This window comes from Roseobacter insulae (assembly GCF_019375555.1).
Taxonomy (GTDB): Bacteria; Pseudomonadota; Alphaproteobacteria; order Rhodobacterales; family Rhodobacteraceae; genus Roseobacter; species Roseobacter insulae.
The window spans coordinates 1,240,555-1,260,726 of record NZ_JAHXDN010000001.1; the positions used below are offsets into that span (position 1 = coordinate 1,240,555).

A 20,172-nucleotide genomic window follows, 5' to 3' on the forward strand; every position below is an offset into this window, starting at 1 on the left:
GGGTATCTCACATAATTCCTTCCTGAGATGGGAAACGAGAGGATTCCAGCCTTCGGGCGGTTTTGGCTCGGGACCCTGAATTGGACCCGAAACGGGATGCAGACAATCGCATTCCTAAACTGAGCCGGGTGGGGAAACCTGCCCAATTTTGGAGTGAAACTGTGGATAGAGCCCAGAAAGAACAGCTGGTCGAGGAACTCGGCCAGATCTTTGAAAGCTCTGGCGTCGTTGTGGTTAGCCACTACGCCGGTCTGACAGTTGCTGAAATGCAAGACCTGCGCGCCCGTGCACGCGACGCGGGTGGGTCTGTGCGTGTTGCCAAAAACAGGCTCGCCAAGATCGCCCTTGAGGGCAAGCCATGCGCAAGCATTGCTGACCTTCTGTCGGGTATGACCGTTCTGACCTATTCCGAGGATCCCGTGGCTGCGGCCAAGGTTGCTCAGGAATATGCCAAAGAGAACTCGAAATTCGAGATCCTCGGCGGCGCGATGGGTGAGAACGCGTTGGACGTCGCCGGTGTCGAAGCCGTGTCCAAAATGCCTTCGCGCGAGGAGCTTATCTCCACGATCGCGGGCATGTTGGGCGCACCAGCATCGAACATCGCCGGGGCCATTGGCGCACCTGCAAGCAATATCGCATCCATCCTGTCCACGATCGAGGACAAGGCTGCAGCATAAGGCATCGTCAAACCGGCGTCGGGTTGAAATCGCGACGTTGGAACACACATATCGAAAACGGAAAGAGCTAAAACATGGCTGATCTGAAAAAACTGGCAGAAGAGATCGTTGGTCTGACCCTGCTTGAAGCACAAGAACTGAAAACAATCCTCAAAGACGAGTACGGCATCGAGCCCGCCGCAGGCGGCGCAGTGATGATGGCTGGTCCTGCTGGCGACGCCGGCGCTGCCGAGGAAGAGAAAACAGAATTCGACGTTGTCCTGAAAAATGCAGGCGCATCGAAAATCAACGTGATCAAGGAAGTCCGTGGTCTCACGGGTCTTGGCCTGAAAGAAGCCAAGGACCTCGTGGAAGCGGGCGGCAAGATCAAAGAAGGCGTCGACAAAGCCGAAGCCGAGGACGTCAAAGCCAAGCTGGAAGCAGCTGGCGCCGAAGTCGAACTGGCCTAAGTCGCCGGATCTGGGGGCTGCATCCCGTTGGGAGCAGCGAGAGACTCCTTTAGGAAGTCTCGACACCCCGCACGAAAAAAGAGCTGGGCCTGAGAATTTCGGGTCCAGCTTAACCTGTCTTGGCAAGGGCCTTTGTGTCCAAAGGCCTTTTCCAAGATGCGGTTCAATGGTCGGGAGGGTGCCGGTGGGACGGCACCTGTGAATAGACCGAAACGTATCGTCTCGTATGGGCGAGGTGCCGTGGCCCGACGGCTCCCTCGACCGGTGAGAACTCTGAAAGGTGACACCTGATATGGCTCAATCGTTCCTTGGCCAGAAACGTCTACGTAAATATTATGGCAAAATCCGCGAAGTTTTGGATATGCCCAACCTCATCGAGGTCCAGAAATCCTCTTATGATCTTTTCCTGAACTCTGGTGACGCCGATGTCCCGACGGACGGCGAAGGCATTACCGGCGTGTTCCAGTCGGTCTTCCCGATCAAGGATTTCAATGAAACCTCGGTGCTGGAGTACGTCAAGTACGAGCTGGAAAAACCCAAATACGATGTCGAGGAATGTCAGCAACGTGACATGACCTATTCTGCGCCGCTGAAGGTGACGCTGCGCCTCATCGTGTTTGATGTGGACGAAGATACCGGCGCGAAATCCGTGAAAGACATCAAGGAGCAGGACGTCTTCATGGGCGACATGCCGTTGATGACGCCGAACGGCACATTCGTCGTCAATGGTACAGAGCGGGTGATCGTTTCCCAGATGCATCGCTCACCCGGTGTGTTCTTTGACCATGACAAGGGCAAGACCCATTCGTCCGGCAAACTTCTGTTCGCCTGCCGCATCATTCCCTATCGCGGCAGCTGGCTGGACTTCGAATTCGACGCAAAAGACATCGTCTTTGCCCGCATCGACCGCCGCCGGAAACTGCCTGTGACAACGCTCCTATATGCACTTGGTCTCGACCAGGAAGCGATCATGGATGCCTATTACAACACGGTCACCTACAAGCTGAAGAAGAACAAGGGCTGGGTCGCCCCGTTCTTCCCGGACCGTGTGCGCGGCACCCGCCCGACATACGATCTGGTCGATGCGAAAACCGGTGAAGTGCTGTTCGAACAGGGTAAGAAAGTCACGCCGCGCGCGGTCAAGCAACTGATCGATGAGGGCAAAGTGACCGAATTGCTGCTGCCCTACGAGCACATTGCGGGCAAGTTCGCCGCCAAGGATATCATCAATGAAGAAAACGGTGCGATTTACGTCGAAGCCGGTGATGAGCTGACGCTGGAGTATGACAAGGACGGCACGCTTGTCGGCGGCACCGCCAAAGAGCTGATTGATGCCGGGATCACCGAGATCCCGCTGCTGGACATCGATAACGTCAACGTCGGCCCCTACATGCGCAACACCATGGCGCAGGACAAGAACATGAACCGCGACACCGCGCTCATGGATATTTACCGCGTCATGCGCCCGGGCGAGCCGCCCACCGTCGAGGCGGCGTCTGCCCTCTTCGACACGCTGTTCTTCGATTCCGAACGGTACGATCTCTCGGCTGTTGGCCGGGTGAAAATGAACATGCGCCTGGCACTGGACGCAGAAGACACCCAGCGCACGCTGCGCCGCGAAGACATCGTGGCCTGCATCAAGGCGCTGGTTGATCTGCGCGACGGCCGTGGCGACATCGACGATATCGACCACCTCGGAAACCGCCGGGTGCGCTCGGTCGGTGAGCTGATGGAGAACCAGTACCGTGTGGGTCTGTTGCGCATGGAGCGCGCGATCAAAGAGCGTATGTCGTCGGTCGAAATCGACACGGTGATGCCGCAGGACCTGATCAACGCCAAACCGGCTGCCGCTGCCGTGCGTGAATTCTTCGGCTCTTCGCAGTTGTCGCAATTCATGGACCAGACCAACCCCCTCAGCGAGGTCACGCACAAACGGCGTCTGTCCGCGCTTGGACCGGGCGGTTTGACGCGTGAGCGTGCGGGCTTTGAGGTGCGCGACGTTCACCCGACACACTATGGTCGGATGTGCCCGATTGAAACGCCGGAAGGGCCGAACATCGGCCTGATCAACTCGCTGGCGACGTTTGCCCGCGTGAACAAATACGGTTTCATCGAAACGCCCTATCGCAAGGTCGAAGGTGGCAAGGTCACGGACGAAGTGCACTATATGTCCGCCACCGAGGAAATGCGTCACACCGTGGCGCAGGCCAACGCCAACCTCGATGACAACATGAAGTTCGTGAACGATCTGGTCTCCACCCGGAAGTCCGGTGACTACACGCTGTCGCCCTCGGAAAGCGTTGATCTGATCGACGTGTCGCCCAAGCAGCTGGTTTCCGTTGCGGCCTCGCTCATTCCGTTCCTTGAAAATGACGACGCCAACCGGGCTCTTATGGGCTCGAACATGCAACGGCAGGCGGTCCCGCTTCTGCAGGCCGAAGCTCCGCTGGTCGGGACCGGCATCGAAGAGGTTGTGGCGCGGGATTCCGGTGCGGCGATCATGGCGAAACGCGCGGGCATCATCGACCAGGTTGATGCGCAGCGGATCGTGATCCGCGCCACCGAAGACCTTGAACTGGGCGACGCAGGCGTGGATATCTACCGCATGCGCAAGTTCCAGCGCTCGAACCAGAATACCTGCATCAACCAGCGTCCGCTGGTGAAAGTGGGTGACACGGTGCGCAAGGGTCAGGTGGTTGCCGATGGTCCGTCAACGGATATGGGGGAGCTGGCGCTCGGCAAGAACGTCGTCGTCGCCTTCATGCCGTGGAACGGCTACAACTATGAGGACTCGATCCTGATTTCCGAGCGGATTGCCCGTGACGACGTCTTCACCTCGATCCACATAGAGGAATTTGAAGTCGCCGCGCGTGACACCAAGCTTGGGCCGGAAGAGATCACCCGCGACATCCCCAACGTCGGCGAGGAAGCCTTGCGCAACCTCGACGAGGCGGGCATCGTCTACATCGGCGCGGACGTTGAGCCGGGGGATATCCTCGTGGGCAAGATCACCCCGAAAGGCGAAAGCCCGATGACGCCGGAGGAAAAACTCCTGCGCGCTATCTTCGGGGAGAAGGCCTCCGACGTGCGCGACACCTCGCTGCGCGTCAAACCGGGCGATTTCGGCACGGTCGTGGAAGTGCGCGTCTTCAACCGCCACGGGGTGGAGAAAGACGAGCGTGCGCTGCAGATCGAGCGTGAGGAAGTCGAACGTCTGGCCCGCGACCGGGACGACGAACTCGCCATCCTCGACCGCAACATCTATGCGCGTCTGAAATCCATGATCATGGGCAAGGTGGCCGTGAAAGGTCCCAAAGGCGTCAAAGCCAATGCGGTGATCGATGAGGACCTGCTGGAAATGCTGACCCGCGGTCAGTGGTGGCAGTTGGCCCTCAAGGACGAGGCCGATGCGCAGGTTGTCGAAGCCCTGAACGAGCAATACGAGATCCAGAAACGGGCCTTGGATGCGCGTTTTGAGGATAAGGTCGAGAAGGTCCGTCGCGGCGACGATCTGCCTCCGGGTGTGATGAAGATGGTCAAGGTCTTCGTCGCGGTGAAGCGCAAGCTGCAGCCGGGGGACAAGATGGCCGGACGGCACGGCAACAAGGGTGTGATCTCCAAGGTCGTACCGATGGAGGACATGCCGTTCCTCGCGGACGGGACACCGGTCGACTTCTGTCTGAACCCGCTGGGTGTGCCCTCGCGCATGAACGTCGGGCAGATCCTCGAGACGCACATGGGCTGGGCCGCGCGTGGTCTGGGCCTGAACGTGGACGAGGCGCTTCAGGAATACCGTCGCTCCGGTGACCTGACCCCTGTGCGCGACGCGCTGAGCCATGCTTACGGTGAAAACGTCTATGACGAAGGCATCGCGGGCATGGATGAGGACACGTTGATCGAAGCTGCAGGCAACGTCACACGCGGTGTGCCGATTGCAACGCCGGTCTTCGACGGTGCGAAAGAGGCAGACGTGAACGATGCGCTGACCCGTGCGGGCTTTGACAGCTCGGGCCAGTCGGTGCTGTTTGACGGTCGGACAGGTGAGCAGTTTGCCCGCCCCGTGACCGTCGGCGTCAAATACCTGCTGAAACTGCATCACCTGGTGGACGACAAAATCCACGCGCGCTCGACTGGCCCATACTCGCTGGTCACCCAGCAGCCTTTGGGCGGGAAAGCGCAATTCGGTGGGCAGCGCTTCGGTGAGATGGAGGTCTGGGCGCTGGAAGCTTATGGTGCCGCCTACACCCTGCAGGAAATGCTGACCGTAAAGTCGGACGACGTGGCCGGACGAACGAAAGTCTATGAAAGCATCGTCAAGGGCGAGGACAACTTTGAAGCGGGCGTGCCCGAGAGCTTCAACGTTCTGGTCAAGGAAGTCCGCGGCCTCGGCCTCAACATGGAGCTTCTCGATGCGGAGGAAGATGAGTGACGCCTTTTGTTATTCCCCCACGTATTAGCAGTGGACGCTTCGGTGTCGGCGATGACTGGGTAAGTTCCAACAGTGTTGAATGGAAGCATCGTGACGCTGCTACTGGTTTGGACAACGGTGAAGGAATGATCACAACCAGCATCGGACGTCTAACTATAGGTGATCGGACAGTTCAGCTCGTTCTTGGATACCGTTCTGAAGACATGTTGCCGTTTCTTTCGTGGACGGTTTTTGCTCCCGCTGGTGAAAATAGCTGGTGCTCATTTAATTTTGAGGAGGTTCAACAATGAACCAAGAACTCACAAACAACCCGTTCAACCCGCTCACACCGCCCAAGGTGTTTGACGAAATCAAGGTGTCTCTGGCCTCGCCTGAGCGCATCCTGTCGTGGTCCTTCGGGGAAATCAAAAAGCCCGAGACCATCAACTACCGGACCTTCAAGCCCGAGCGTGATGGCCTGTTCTGCGCGCGTATTTTTGGTCCGATCAAGGACTACGAATGCCTCTGCGGCAAATATAAGCGCATGAAGTATCGCGGCGTTGTCTGCGAGAAATGCGGCGTGGAAGTCACGCTGCAAAAGGTCCGCCGCGAGCGGATGGGCCACATCGAACTGGCCTCGCCCGTGGCGCACATCTGGTTCCTGAAATCGCTGCCCTCCCGCATCGGTCTGATGCTCGACATGACGCTGCGCGATCTGGAGCGGGTTCTGTACTTCGAGAACTACGTGGTGATCGAACCGGGCCTGACGGATCTTCAATACGGTCAGATGATGACCGAAGAAGAGTATATGGACGCGCAGGACGCCTATGGCATGGACGCTTTTACGGCAAACATCGGTGCCGAAGCCATCCGCGAAATGCTGGCGGCGATCGATCTGGAAGCCGAAGCAGAGCAACTGCGCGCGGACCTCAAAGAGGCGACAGGCGAGCTGAAGCCTAAGAAGATCATCAAGCGCCTGAAAGTCGTTGAATCGTTCCTCGAATCCGGCAACCGCCCGGAGTGGATGGTTTTGACCGTGATCCCCGTGATCCCGCCGGAACTGCGCCCGCTGGTGCCGCTGGATGGGGGCCGCTTCGCGACCTCCGACCTCAATGACCTCTATCGCCGGGTGATCAACCGGAACAACCGTCTGAAGCGTCTGATCGAGCTGCGCGCGCCCGATATCATCGTGCGCAACGAAAAGCGGATGCTGCAGGAGTCGGTGGACGCGCTGTTCGACAACGGCCGTCGGGGTCGCGTGATCACCGGCGCTAACAAGCGCCCGCTGAAATCGCTCTCCGACATGCTGAAAGGCAAACAGGGTCGTTTCCGTCAGAACCTCCTCGGCAAGCGCGTCGACTTCTCCGGTCGCTCGGTCATTGTGACCGGGCCGGAGCTGAAACTGCACCAATGCGGCCTGCCGAAGAAGATGGCCTTGGAGCTCTTCAAGCCCTTCATCTACTCGCGGCTGGAGGCCAAGGGCCTCTCCAGCACCGTGAAGCAGGCGAAGAAGCTGGTGGAGAAAGAGCGCCCGGAGGTCTGGGATATCCTCGATGAGGTTATCCGCGAACACCCGGTGATGCTCAACCGCGCACCGACGCTGCACCGTTTGGGCATTCAGGCATTCGAACCTGTCCTTATCGAAGGCAAGGCGATCCAGTTGCACCCGCTTGTCTGTTCTGCCTTCAACGCCGACTTCGACGGCGACCAGATGGCGGTTCACGTCCCGCTGAGCCTTGAGGCGCAGCTGGAAGCGCGCGTGCTGATGATGTCCACCAACAACGTGCTGTCGCCTGCCAACGGTGCGCCGATCATCGTGCCCTCGCAGGACATGATCCTTGGCCTCTACTACACCACGCTTGAACGCGAAGGCATGCCGGGCGAAGGTATGGTCTTTGGTTCCGTCGAAGAGGTTCAGCACGCGCTGGACGCCGGTATGGTGCACCTGCACTCCAAGATCACTGCGCGGATTCCGCAGATCGACGAGAACGGGATGGAAGTCATGCAGCGCTTTGAAACGACGCCGGGCCGTGTGCGCCTCGGCGCGCTGTTGCCGCTGAATGCCAAGGCACCGTTTGAACTGGTCAACCGCCTGTTGCGCAAGAAAGAAGTGCAGCAGGTCATCGACACCGTTTACCGCTACTGCGGCCAGAAGGAATCTGTCATTTTCTGTGACCAGATCATGACCATGGGGTTCCGTGAGGCCTTCAAGGCCGGGATTTCTTTTGGCAAGGACGACATGCTGATCCCTGACACCAAATGGCCGATCGTCGAAGAGACGCGGGAGCTGGTGAAGGATTTCGAACAGCAATACATGGACGGTCTGATCACCCAGGGTGAGAAGTACAACAAGGTGGTCGATGCCTGGTCGAAGTGTAACGACAAGGTGACGGACGCGATGATGGGGTCGATTTCTGCCAGCCAGCGCGACGAGGCCGGTGCCGAGAAGGAACCGAACTCGGTCTATATGATGGCCCACTCCGGTGCGCGGGGCTCGGTGACGCAGATGAAACAGCTGGGCGGCATGCGTGGCCTCATGGCCAAGCCGAACGGCGATATCATCGAGACACCGATCATCTCGAACTTCAAGGAAGGGCTGACCGTTCTGGAGTACTTCAACTCCACCCACGGCGCGCGCAAAGGTCTGTCGGACACCGCTCTAAAAACGGCGAACTCCGGTTACCTGACACGCCGTCTGGTGGACGTCGCACAGGACTGCATTGTCCGGATGCTCGATTGCGGCACCGAAACCTCGATCACAGCCGTGGCCGCGGTGAACGATGGCGAGGTCGTGTCATCCCTGTCCGAGCGTATTCTGGGCCGCGTGGTTGCCGAGGATATCATGCGCCCCGGCACCGACGAGGTGATGATCGCCGCTGGAACTCTGGTGGACGAACGTATGGCGGATGCAATTGACGAGGCGGGTGTCGCTTCGGCACGGATCCGCAGCCCGCTGACCTGTGAAGCTGAGGAAGGCGTGTGTGCAACCTGCTATGGCCGTGATCTTGCGCGCGGTACCATGGTCAACACCGGCGAAGCGGTCGGCATTATCGCCGCACAGTCCATCGGTGAACCCGGTACCCAGCTGACGATGCGGACCTTCCACATCGGGGGGGTTGCGCAGGGTGGCCAGCAATCGTTCCTCGAGGCAAGCCATACCGGTAAAGTCGTCTTCGAGAACGCCCAGACCCTTGAGAACGCCAATGGCGAGACCATGGTCATGGGCCGCAACATGAAGCTGGTCATTCAGGATGAAAATGGTGAGGAACGTGCAAGCCACAAGGTAGGGTACGGGTCCAAGCTCTTTGTCAAGGACGGGCAGGACATCGCGCGGGGCGACAAGCTCTTTGAATGGGATCCCTACACTCTGCCGATCATCGCGGAGAAGCCCGGGACAGCGAAATTCGTGGACCTCGTCTCCGGTATTGCCGTCAAGGACGAAACCGATGACGCCACCGGGATGACCCAGAAGATCGTGATCGACTGGCGTTCGGCGGCGAAAGGCAATGAACTCAAGCCCGAGATCATTCTGGTCGATGCCGATGGCGAACCGGTCCGCAACGATGCGGGCAACCCGGTGACCTACCCGATGTCGGTGGATGCGGTTCTCTCCATCGAGGATGGCTCCGAGATCAAGGCTGGCGACGTTGTGGCGCGTATTCCGCGGGAAGGTGCCAAGACCAAGGACATCACCGGCGGTCTGCCACGTGTGGCCGAACTCTTTGAGGCACGTCGCCCCAAAGACCACGCCATCATCGCGGAAATCGACGGCTATGTGCGCTACGGCAAGGACTACAAGAACAAGCGCCGTATCGCGATCGAGTCCGCCGAAGATCCGGATCACAAGGTCGAATACATGGTGCCCAAGGGCAAGCACATCCCGGTTGCGGAAGGTGATTTTGTTCAGAAGGGTGACTACATCATGGACGGTAACCCCGCGCCGCATGACATCCTTGCGATTATGGGTGTCGAAGCCTTGGCGGATTACATGATCGACGAGGTGCAGGACGTCTACCGCCTGCAGGGTGTGAAGATCAACGACAAGCACATCGAGGTGATCGTGCGCCAGATGCTCCAGAAGTGGGAGATCCAGGATTCCGGCGACACCACGCTGCTGAAGGGCGAGCACGTGGACAAGCAGGAGTTCGATCTGGCGAACGAGAAGGCGCTTTCCAAAGGGGGTCGACCGGCACAGGGCGAACCCATCCTGCTGGGGATCACCAAGGCGTCGCTGCAAACGCGCAGCTTCATCTCGGCGGCCTCCTTCCAGGAAACCACCCGAGTTCTTACCGAAGCCTCGGTGCAGGGTAAGAAAGACAAGCTGGTTGGTCTGAAAGAGAACGTCATCGTGGGCCGCCTGATCCCGGCCGGTACCGGTGGGGCGACCATGAAAGTGCGTCGCGTGGCGCAGGATCGCGACAATGTTGTGATCGAAGCACGTCGTGAAGAAGCCGAAGCCGCTGCCGCGCTGGCGGCGCCTTCTGCGGAGGATGACATGGTCGGTGGCGATGTGTTCGATCAGGTGATTACGCCGGATGCAGACAGCCGCGACTGACGCGTTCTGACACGCAACACCGAAGACCCCGGAGACCTGTCTCCGGGGTCTTTTCTTTTCCCGAACCCTGGTTGCGGGGCGAGCATGCTTCTCATGTCGCCGGGCGACGGGTCCTGTTCCCCGGACCGCTGCAGAAAATCTGTGGTCAGTGCACGTAAACGGCGTTAGCTTCACAACATTACGGCTCGTCCGGTGGACAGCATTAGTAATTTCTGGAAGGTCGCTCATGTCGGAAGCACAACATCCTTTGGCGCCGCACCACCTGCCGCCATACTTTTCGGGCGCAGACGGCGGTGACACCCTGTTTACAGTTATGGTGGTCTTCCTTCTGGTCGTGATCCTGCTGATCGGTGTTGCGTATTTCACGTTGCACGCGCTGCCTGAAAGAATGGCGCACAAGGGTAACAGCACCCAGTTGCAACTGATCAGTATTCTGGCCATGCTGGCGCTCTTTACCCACAATAATATCTTCTGGGTCGGTGCACTTGTGCTTGCCGCTTTCAGACCTCCCGACCTTGTGGGACCGCTGGCGTCAATGGCGCAGTCTCTGCAAACCCTCGTAAACAGGGAAAAGTAACCGATGCTGGAACTGCTCCTGTGTTCGCTGGTCACCGTGTTGCCGGATTATCTCTTGCGGCGTCAGTTGCAAGGGAAACGGTGGGGCGCAGAGATAAACTTTTTCACCGTGTGGTATGAATTGAGGTGGGGCATCACGTTGTGCGCCATGCTGACCATCGGGTTGATCACCATCGTGTTCTATTATCACCCGACCACGTCGAACGTCGCCTCGTTTTTCCGCACCGTTACGATCCTGTCGGAAAGCAGCGGGCGCGTTGCCGAGACGTATGTGGAGATCAATCAGGAGGTGAAAGCCGGTGATCCGATCTTCCGGTTGGACTCCAGCAGCCAGGAAGCAGCCGCAGAAACAGCCCGCCGGCAGATCAGCGAAGTCGATGCGGGTCTGGAACTGGCCAAGGCACAGCGCGCCGCCGCACTTGCCGTCGTCGATCAGGCGCGCGCGGGATATCAGCAGACCCTGGAAGACTTCCAGCGTCAGACTGCATTGCGGGAACGCGGGTCCACCGCCGTCAGCGAGCGGGATGTTGAGTTGCTAAAAAATGAACTTGGTGTACGGCAGGGCGAGGTTGATGCCGCGCAGGCCAATGTGTCCGCGGTCGATGCCCAGATTTCCGTTCAGTTGCCGGCACAACGGGCCAGCGCCGAGGCCGCGTTGGCGCAGGCGGAAAATGAAATCGAGAAACTGACGGTCTACGCTGGCGTCGATGGCACGATCGAACAATTTACGCTGCGGGTCGGGGATATTGTCAGCCCGGTCTTGCGACCCGCGGGCATACTGGTGCCCTCAGAAGCGGGCAGGAACCGCTTCCAGGCCGGATTTCCGCAGATTTCAGCGCAAGTCGTAAAGGCGGGCGGGGTGGCCGAAATCATGTGTGCCTCAAAACCATTGACGGTTGTTCCGATGGTCATCGTCGAAGTGCAGGATGTGATCTCCTCCGGGCAGGTGCGACCGTCAGATCGTCTGGCAGATGCTCAGAATCAAGCATTGCCGGGCACCATAACGGCCTTTCTGGAGCCGATTTACCCCGGCCAGACGGATGACATTCCGCCGGGCAGCCGCTGCCTTGCCAACGCCTACACGTTTAATCATGACCTGTTGGGGGACCCGTCCCTTGGTTTCGGGCGCTGGATATTCCTGCATGTTGTCGACACTGTCGGTGTGGTGCATGCGGCAGGCCTTCGCATCCGATCTTTACTGCTTCCCTTGCAGACACTCGTGTTTAGCGGGCATTAAGTCGCCAGATGGCCGGTCACTTGAATGGACCATCAACGCCGCAACGCTCTGGAAAGCTGTAATTCGTGAAAGCAGATCATCGCGCCGCTGCCGGGCTCTCCGCAAATCTGTCGGGGGCGCTGTTGATGATGGCGTCGATGGCTTGCTTTACCGTCAACGACACGCTGCTGAAGGCGACAGGCGGCGCTGTTCCGCTGTTCCAACTGCTGTTCCTGCGTGGTCTGCTGGCAACCGGGCTGATCGCGCTTTTGGCGTGGTCAAGGGGCGCGCTTCGGTTCGATATTGCGCGGGGCGACTGGGGTATAATCGCTCTGCGATCCATGTCCGAGGTGGGGGCGGCCTATTTCTTCGTTACCGCCTTGCTGAACATGCCCCTGGCAAACATCACCGCGATACTTCAGATTCTGCCCTTGACCGTGACACTCGGGTCAGCGCTGTTGTTTCGCGAGGCTATCGGCTGGCGCCGGATGACGGCCATCATCATCGGTTTTTGCGGCATGCTGCTGATCGTGCGACCGGGGCCTGAGGGCTTTACGCTGTGGTCGCTCTATGCGCTGATTGCCGTCCTTTGTGTAACGGCGCGTGATCTGTCAACCCGCCGACTGTCCAGCGACGTGCCGTCGCTGCTAGTCACCTTATCGGCATCCGTCGCTGTGCTCCTCGCAGCGGGCGGCGCATCTTTGTCATCCGCATGGGTGCCAGTGGAGAATGATCTGGGTCTTCTGATCAGCGCATCCTCTTTCTTCATCGTCGGTGGGTACTTCTTCAGTGTTCAGGTGATGCGCGCGGGTGACGTCGCCTTTATTGCCCCTTTCCGGTACACGGGGTTGATCTGGGCGCTGATACTCGGGTGGATTGTCTTCGGCGAATGGCCCGAATTCCTGACGTTGCTGGGAGCGGTCGTCATCGTTGCAACGGGCCTCTTTACCCTGTATCGCGAAAGCCGTCTGATCCACCGGTGACACCTGACCGGGGCCATCTGCGGCCAAATGTGGTTTCCGTGTGATTTTCACGGCGTCGGGCAGTGCCGAACGCCAGCACGATGACCGCATGAGAAGGCTGGTGGGGCTGTTGACACGGGGTGCGACTCCTTTTATACGCCGCTCATCTCGACGGCAAGGCTGACCCTTGTGCGCCGAAATCAGAACTGAAGTGGTCACGATCCGGCCCCCTATCGGCCCGATCCTCTGTAAACCCACCGCGTCGTTTCCTCGGTACGGAAACGTGGCGGTCTTTTCGCATTGCGCCTATGGCGCATGAGTTAACGTGTGTCTCCGACACATGAATATCGCGGGCGGACGCGTCCGCGAGCAAGTATCAACCGCATGGGGGTCGTCCTCGTGCACACATATGTGAGCAACACGGGGAAAGAACCGGAATGCCAACGATCCAACAGCTGATCCGCAAGCCGCGGCAGCCAAAAATTAAACGTTCAAAATCCATGCACCTGCAGGAATGTCCGCAGAAGCGTGGCGTTTGCACGCGCGTTTACACGACAACACCGAAGAAGCCGAACTCGGCGATGCGGAAAGTGGCCAAGGTTCGTCTGACCAATGGCTTCGAAGTCATCAGCTACATCCCGGGCGAAAGCCACAACCTTCAGGAACACTCCGTCGTCCTGATCCGTGGCGGTCGTGTCAAAGACCTTCCCGGTGTCCGCTACCACATTCTGCGTGGTGTTCTGGATACCCAAGGCGTCAAAGACCGTAAGCAACGTCGTTCGAAATACGGCGCGAAGCGTCCGAAGTAAGGAGAGACCAAGATGTCCCGTCGCCACGCAGCCGAAAAACGCGAAGTCCTGCCCGACGCCAAATATGGCGATCTGGTGCTGACCAAATTCATGAACAACCTGATGATCGACGGCAAGAAGTCGGTCGCAGAACGCATCGTCTACTCTGCGCTGACCCGCGTTGAAGACAAGATCAAGCGCGCGCCCGTCGAGGTGTTCCACGAAGCGCTTGACAACATCAAACCCTCGGTCGAGGTTCGCTCCCGCCGGGTGGGTGGTGCGACGTATCAGGTGCCCGTCGAAGTCCGCCCCGAGCGCCGCGAAGCCCTCGCCATCCGCTGGTTGATCAAAGCCTCGCGCTCGCGCAATGAGAACACGATGGAAGAGCGCCTCGCAGGTGAGCTTCTGGACGCCGTTCAATCCCGCGGTACCGCGGTGAAGAAACGCGAAGACACACATAAAATGGCAGACGCCAACAAAGCGTTCAGCCACTACCGCTGGTAAACACTATCGCGCCCCCGTCGGGCGCGATGAAACGTTTTTAGATACCTCAAGGAAGCAGCCCCATGGCACGCGACTATCCGCTCGACCGCTACCGCAACTTTGGCATCATGGCGCACATTGATGCCGGTAAAACAACCTGTTCGGAACGCATCCTGTATTATACGGGCAAGTCTCACAACATCGGTGAGGTGCACGATGGTGCGGCCACCATGGACTGGATGGAGCAGGAGCAGGAACGTGGCATCACGATCACATCTGCTGCGACAACCACGTTCTGGGAACGCACCGAAGACGGCGCAACCGCGGACACACCAAAGCACCGCATGAACATCATCGATACGCCCGGCCACGTGGATTTCACCATCGAGGTCGAGCGCTCGCTGGCCGTTCTCGACGGCGCGGTTGCCGTTCTGGACGCCAACGCCGGTGTTGAGCCGCAGACAGAAACTGTCTGGCGTCAGGCTGACCGCTACAAGGTGCCGCGCATCGTGTTCGTCAACAAGATGGACAAGATCGGTGCGGACTTCTTCAACTGCGTTCACATGATCCAGGACCGTACAGGTGCGACCCCTTGCCCCATCCAGATCCCAATTGGGGCGGAGAACGAACTGGAAGGCATGATCGATCTCGTGACCATGGAAGAATGGGTCTGGGAAGGCGAAGACCTGGGTGCTTCCTGGGTGAAAAAGCCAATCCGCGACAGCCTGAAGGCGCAAGCTGAAGAATGGCGTGGCAAGATGATCGAAACCGCCGTCGAAATGGATGACGACGCGATGATGATGTATCTCGAAGGCGAAGAGCCCGATGTGCCGACGCTGCGCCGCCTGATCCGCGCCGGGACACTGGCGATCAAGTTCATTCCCGTTCTCTGCGGCTCCGCGTTCAAAAACAAGGGCGTTCAGCCTCTGTTGAACGCTGTCATCGACTATCTGCCATCACCGATGGACGTGGTCGACTATATGGGCTTCAAACCCGGCGACGAGACAGAGACCCGGAACATCGCCCGCCGCGCGGACGACAACATGGCGTTCTCGGCGCTGGCATTCAAAATCATGAATGACCCGTTTGTCGGTACGCTGACGTTTACCCGGATCTATTCCGGTGTTCTCAACAAAGGTGACACGCTGCTGAACTCGACCAAGGAGCGTAAAGAGCGCGTGGGCCGGATGATGATGATGCACTCCAATGATCGCGAAGAGATCACGGAAGCCTTCGCGGGCGACATCATCGCGCTGGCGGGTCTGAAAGACACCACAACCGGGGATACCCTCTGCGCGGTCAACGATCCAGTTGTTCTGGAAACCATGACCTTCCCCGATCCGGTGATCGAGATCGCGGTTGAGCCAAAAACCAAGGCCGACCAGGAAAAGATGTCCACAGGTCTGCAGCGCCTTGCCGCCGAAGATCCGTCTTTCCGTGTGGAGACTGATCTGGAATCCGGTCAGACCATCATGAAGGGCATGGGCGAACTCCACCTCGACATTCTGGTGGACCGCCTGAAGCGTGAATTCAAGGTTGAGGCCAACATCGGCGCGCCGCAGGTTGCTTATCGCGAGACCATTGGTCACGAGGTCGAGCACACCTACACGCACAAGAAACAGTCGGGTGGTTCGGGTCAGTTCGCCGAGGTGAAGATGATCATCTCGCCAACCGAGCCGGGCGAAGGCTATTCCTTCGAGAGCCGGATCGTCGGCGGTGCCGTTCCGAAGGAATACATCCCGGGCGTTGAAAAGGGCATCCAGTCGGTCATGGACAGCGGCCCCCTGGCCGGCTTCCCCGTGATCGACTTCAAGGTGGCCCTTATCGACGGCAAGTTCCACGATGTGGACTCATCGGTTCTGGCTTTCGAGATCGCGGCCCGTATGGGCATGCGCGAAGGCATGAAGAAAGCCGGTGCGAAACTGCTCGAGCCGATCATGAAAGTCGAGGTTGTGACGCCTGAGGAATACACCGGTGGCATCATCGGCGACCTCACCTCCCGTCGCGGTCAGGTGCAGGGTCAGGACACCCGCGGCAACGCGATTGCAATTGACGCCTTTGTGCCGCTGGCCAACATGTTCGGCTATATCAACACCTTGCGGTCGATGTCTTCCGGGCGGGCGAACTTCACCATGCAGTTCGACCACTACGAGCCGGTACCACAGAACATCTCTGATGAGATTCAAGCGAAATTCGCATAAAACCGGGGCGCCTTCGGGCGCCTCGATCCAACTTCGAGCGGGACTGCCGCTAACCAGAACACTAAGGAGAGGCCACCATGGCAAAGGCAAAGTTTGAACGTACGAAACCGCATGTGAACATCGGCACGATTGGTCACGTTGACCACGGCAAGACGACGCTGACGGCGGCGATCACGAAGTATTTTGGCGATTTCCAGGCCTATGACCAGATCGACGGTGCGCCGGAAGAGAAAGCCCGCGGCATCACCATTTCCACCGCACACGTGGAATATGAGACCGACGCGCGCCACTATGCGCATGTCGACTGCCCCGGCCACGCCGACTACGTTAAGAACATGATCACCGGGGCGGCGCAGATGGACGGCGCGATCCTGGTTGTGAATGCCGCCGACGGCCCGATGCCGCAGACGCGCGAGCACATCCTGCTCGGCCGCCAGGTGGGCATTCCCTACATGGTCGTCTTCATGAACAAGGTCGACCAGGTCGACGACGAAGAGCTGCTCGAGCTGGTTGAAATGGAAATCCGCGAGCTGCTGAGCTCTTATGAGTACCCCGGCGACGATATCCCGATCATCGCGGGCTCGGCGCTGGCGGCGATGGAAGGCAACAACCCCGAGATCGGCGAAGAGAAGATCCGCGAGCTGATGGCGGCGGTCGACGAATACATCCCGACCCCGGCGCGTGCGGTGGATCAGCCGTTCCTGATGCCCGTGGAAGACGTGTTCTCGATCTCCGGTCGTGGCACCGTTGTGACCGGCCGTGTCGAGCGGGGCGTGATCAACGTGGGCGACGAGATCGAGATCGTCGGCATCCGCGACACCCAGAAGACGACCTGCACAGGTGTTGAAATGTTCCGCAAGCTGCTGGACCGCGGTGAAGCGGGCGACAACATCGGCGCGCTGCTGCGCGGCATCGACCGTGAAGGCGTTGAGCGTGGCCAGGTGCTGTGCAAGCCCGGCTCGGTGAACCCGCACACCAAGTTCGAAGCCGAAGCCTACATCCTGACCAAGGAAGAGGGTGGCCGTCACACGCCGTTTTTTGCGAACTACCGCCCGCAGTTCTACTTCCGGACGACGGATGTGACCGGCACGGTTCAGCTGAACGAGGGCACCGAGATGGTGATGCCGGGCGACAACGTGTCTTTCGGCGTTGAGCTGATCGCACCGATCGCGATGGAAAACGGCTTGCGCTTCGCGATCCGCGAAGGCGGCCGCACCGTCGGCGCAGGCGTCGTCAGCAAAATCACCGAGTAAGTTTCACACTCACTCTGGACAATCGGGGTGCCGGGTCATATTCGGCACCCCTGCCATTTCGGGACCCGGGTCCCGAACCGCAAAAAAGACGCGACGAAGGGGTGCGATGAGGCCTCTCTTCCTCTCCGTTTCAAGACCCATCGTTAGGGAAAAGAAAAAATGGCAATCCAAAGCCAAAACATCCGCATTCGCCTGAAGGCGTTTGACTATCGTGTGCTGGATGCGTCCACACAAGAGATCGTCAACACCGCCAAGCGGACCGGCGCTTCTGTTCGCGGCCCGATCCCGCTGCCGAACAAGATTGAAAAATTCACCGTTCTGCGTGGGCCCCACGTGGACAAGAAATCCCGTGACCAGTTCGAAATCCGCACGCACAAGCGCCTGCTGGATATCGTTGATCCGACCCCCCAGACCGTGGACGCGCTGATGAAGCTCGACCTGGCCGCTGGTGTGGACGTCGAGATCAAGCTGCAATCATAAGCGTAGGAGGGTAATTGTTATGTTGCGCTCAGGCGTTATTGCAAAAAAAGTCGGGATGACCCGGCTGTTCATGGAAGACGGCAAGCAGATCCCTGTAACCGTTCTTCAACTCGATAAGCTGCAGGTCGTGGCCCAGCGGACTTCTGAGAAGGACGGCTATTCTGCTGTTCAACTTGGTGCCGGTTCAGCTAAAGCCAAGCGGACCTCTCAGGCGATGCGCGGCCACTTCGCGGCCGCGAAGGTAGAGCCCAAGCGTAAGGTTGCAGAGTTCCGTGTGGATGCCGAGAACCTGATCGGTGTCGGCGAAGAAATCACCGCGAACCATTACTTTGAGGGTCAGTTCGTTGACGTGGCCGGTACCTCCATCGGCAAGGGATTTGCCGGTGCGATGAAGCGCCACAACTTCGGTGGTCTGCGTGCGACGCACGGTGTGTCTATCTCCCACCGGTCGCATGGTTCAACTGGTCAATGTCAGGATCCTGGCAAGGTCTTCAAAGGCAAGAAAATGGCCGGTCACATGGGTGCTGCCCGTGTGACAACTCAGAACCTGCAGGTTGTGCGCACCGATGCCGACCGTGGTCTGATCATGGTCAAGGGTGCTGTCCCGGGGTCCAAAGGTGGTTGGGTGACGGTCAAGGATGCGGTGAAAAAGCCGTTCCCTGAAAATGCTATTCTGCCGGCGGCGCTGAAGTCTGCCGCTGAAGAAGCTGCAAAAGCTGCCGAGGAGGCCGCTGCTGCCGCCGCCGCCGAAGCCGAAGCAGAAGCCAAGCGTCTGGCCGAGGAGCAAGCGGCACAGGAAGCGGAAGCCCTGAAAGCAGCCGAAGCGGAAATCGCGGCGGACAAGTCGGATGACGCACCCGAAGCTGGCGAAGACAAGAAAGAAGGTGACGCATGAAACTCGATGTCATCAAACTCGACGGCAAGAAAGCCGGCTCGGTAGATCTGGACGAGGCGCTTTTTGGTCTCGAACCCCGTGCCGACATCCTGCACCGTGTTGTGCGCTGGCAGCGTAACAACGCGCAGGCTGGCACGCACAAGGTCAAGACCCGTTCCGAGACCAGCTACTCGACCAAGAAGATCTACCGCCAGAAGGGCACCGGTGGTGCACGCCATGGTTCCCGTAACGCGCCGATCTTCCGCAAAGGTGGTATCTACAAGGGCCCGACCCCGCGCAGCCATGGTCACGAACTGACCAAGAAGTTCCGCAAGCTGGGTCTCTGCCACGCGCTTTCTGCCAAAATGAAAGCAGGCGAGCTCGTGATCATTGACGACGCGTCTTCGGATGGCAAAACCGCCGCTCTGGCCAAACAGGTTGCAAACCTGGGCTGGAAACGCGCGCTGGTCATCGACGGGGCCGAGGTGAACGAGAACTTCGCCCAGGCCGCGCGCAACATCGACGGTCTGGATATCCTGCCGACGATGGGCGCAAACGTATATGACATCCTCAAGCGTGACACGCTGGTGATCACGAAGGCGGGTGTCGAAGCACTGGAGGCTCGTTTGAAATGAACGCGAAAGCAGAACATTACGACGTGATCCGCAAGCCGATCATCACGGAAAAGGCCACCATGTCGTCCGAGAACGGCGCTGTGGTGTTCGAAGTGGCGATCGACAGCAACAAACCCCAGATCAAGGAGGCCGTCGAGGCGCTCTTTGGTGTGAAGGTCAAAGCGGTCAACACCACGATCACCAAAGGCAAAGTGAAACGCTTCCGTGGCCAGCTTGGCAAACGGAAAGACGTGAAGAAAGCCTACGTGACGCTGGAAGCCGGCAACACGATCGACGTGTCCACCGGTCTTTGATCCGGTCTACAATCTAAAATGAGAAACCCCGGTCTGGTATCAGGCCGGGGTTCGTCTTTGCGCCTGATAACAGACGAGAAGCAGAATGGCCGTTTACCGCTGGTTCTGTCCCCTCGATCTGAACGACCGGGTGCCGGACCCCTCGACGTTCTCCAAGAACAGGCATGGTCGTTTCCGCGAGAGTGAGCTGCTGCGCCAGTTGTGCGAGACGACTGTCGCACGATGCATCGAGGCGGGCCCAGTCAGCGGACGGCGCATGAAACGCATGACGTCTTCTCTCGGTGAGTGCCGAACGGAATGGGGCTGTGATTGCCTCGTTCTG

16 protein-coding genes and 1 pseudogene are annotated in these 20,172 nt (G+C 59.0%); all 17 read left to right on the top strand.

What is annotated here, in order from left to right; all coding sequences use genetic code 11:
* Nucleotides 1-161 precede the first annotated feature (161 nt).
* The gene (gene rplJ, locus KX928_RS05960; RefSeq protein ID WP_219499953.1) at nucleotides 162-677 is read left to right on the top strand and encodes a 50S ribosomal protein L10; all 516 of its coding nucleotides are present in this window, start codon (nucleotides 162-164) and stop codon (nucleotides 675-677) included.
* A 74-nt stretch (nucleotides 678-751) separates the two neighbouring features.
* Complete coding sequence (gene rplL / locus KX928_RS05965; protein WP_219499956.1) at nucleotides 752-1,126, top strand: 50S ribosomal protein L7/L12; 375 nt, start codon at nucleotides 752-754, stop codon at nucleotides 1,124-1,126.
* A gap of 292 nt (nucleotides 1,127-1,418) precedes the next feature.
* Nucleotides 1,419-5,555, top strand: coding sequence for a DNA-directed RNA polymerase subunit beta (gene rpoB / locus KX928_RS05970; RefSeq protein WP_219499957.1), 4,137 nt, complete (start codon nucleotides 1,419-1,421; stop codon nucleotides 5,553-5,555).
* Entirely contained in the window at nucleotides 5,552-5,845 is a 294-nt protein-coding gene (locus KX928_RS05975) for a hypothetical protein (RefSeq protein ID WP_219499959.1), read from the top strand. Before rpoB ends, KX928_RS05975 begins: the two co-directional genes overlap by 4 nt.
* Nucleotides 5,842-10,089 (top strand): DNA-directed RNA polymerase subunit beta', encoded by a 4,248-nt coding sequence (gene rpoC / locus KX928_RS05980; protein WP_219499960.1) that lies wholly within the window; start codon nucleotides 5,842-5,844, stop codon nucleotides 10,087-10,089. Before KX928_RS05975 ends, rpoC begins: the two co-directional genes overlap by 4 nt.
* Before the next feature lie 226 nt (nucleotides 10,090-10,315).
* Nucleotides 10,316-10,666 carry a hypothetical protein gene (locus KX928_RS05985; RefSeq protein ID WP_219499962.1) on the top strand — a complete coding sequence of 117 codons (351 nt, stop codon included), beginning with the start codon at nucleotides 10,316-10,318 and terminating at the stop codon, nucleotides 10,664-10,666.
* Nucleotides 10,667-10,669: 3 nt separating this feature from the next.
* On the top strand, nucleotides 10,670-11,902 hold the full coding sequence (locus KX928_RS05990; RefSeq protein ID WP_219499964.1) for an HlyD family secretion protein: 1,233 nt from the start codon (nucleotides 10,670-10,672) through the stop codon (nucleotides 11,900-11,902).
* 65 nt (nucleotides 11,903-11,967) lie between these two features.
* Nucleotides 11,968-12,864 (top strand): DMT family transporter, encoded by an 897-nt coding sequence (locus KX928_RS05995; RefSeq protein ID WP_308342238.1) that lies wholly within the window; start codon nucleotides 11,968-11,970, stop codon nucleotides 12,862-12,864.
* Nucleotides 12,865-13,280: 416 nt separating this feature from the next.
* Nucleotides 13,281-13,652, top strand: a complete 372-nt coding sequence (gene rpsL, locus KX928_RS06000) for a 30S ribosomal protein S12 (RefSeq protein ID WP_011570072.1) — start codon at nucleotides 13,281-13,283, stop codon at nucleotides 13,650-13,652.
* Nucleotides 13,653-13,664: 12 nt separating this feature from the next.
* A complete protein-coding gene (rpsG, locus tag KX928_RS06005; protein ID WP_219499966.1) occupies nucleotides 13,665-14,135 on the top strand; it encodes a 30S ribosomal protein S7 in 471 nt (156 codons plus the stop codon).
* Between the two features lie 62 nt (nucleotides 14,136-14,197).
* Nucleotides 14,198-16,315, top strand: a complete 2,118-nt coding sequence (gene fusA / locus KX928_RS06010; protein WP_219499968.1) for an elongation factor G — start codon at nucleotides 14,198-14,200, stop codon at nucleotides 16,313-16,315.
* A 77-nt stretch (nucleotides 16,316-16,392) separates the two neighbouring features.
* Nucleotides 16,393-17,568: an elongation factor Tu gene (gene tuf / locus KX928_RS06015; protein ID WP_219499933.1), complete on the top strand. Its 1,176-nt coding sequence runs from the start codon at nucleotides 16,393-16,395 to the stop codon at nucleotides 17,566-17,568.
* A gap of 165 nt (nucleotides 17,569-17,733) precedes the next feature.
* Nucleotides 17,734-18,048, top strand: a complete 315-nt coding sequence (gene rpsJ / locus KX928_RS06020; RefSeq protein ID WP_108838874.1) for a 30S ribosomal protein S10 — start codon at nucleotides 17,734-17,736, stop codon at nucleotides 18,046-18,048.
* A 19-nt stretch (nucleotides 18,049-18,067) separates the two neighbouring features.
* Entirely contained in the window at nucleotides 18,068-18,943 is an 876-nt protein-coding gene (rplC, locus tag KX928_RS06025) for a 50S ribosomal protein L3 (RefSeq protein WP_219499970.1), read from the top strand.
* Nucleotides 18,940-19,557 carry a 50S ribosomal protein L4 gene (rplD, locus tag KX928_RS06030; protein WP_219499972.1) on the top strand — a complete coding sequence of 206 codons (618 nt, stop codon included), beginning with the start codon at nucleotides 18,940-18,942 and terminating at the stop codon, nucleotides 19,555-19,557. Before rplC ends, rplD begins: the two co-directional genes overlap by 4 nt.
* Nucleotides 19,554-19,850, top strand: coding sequence for a 50S ribosomal protein L23 (locus KX928_RS06035; RefSeq protein ID WP_219499974.1), 297 nt, complete (start codon nucleotides 19,554-19,556; stop codon nucleotides 19,848-19,850). The genes rplD and KX928_RS06035 overlap by 4 nt, the downstream gene beginning before the upstream one ends.
* Nucleotides 19,851-19,944: 94 nt before the next feature.
* Nucleotides 19,945-20,100: pseudogene (locus tag KX928_RS06040) on the top strand (transposase); the annotation flags it as partial.
* Between the last annotated feature and the right edge of the window lie 72 nt (nucleotides 20,101-20,172).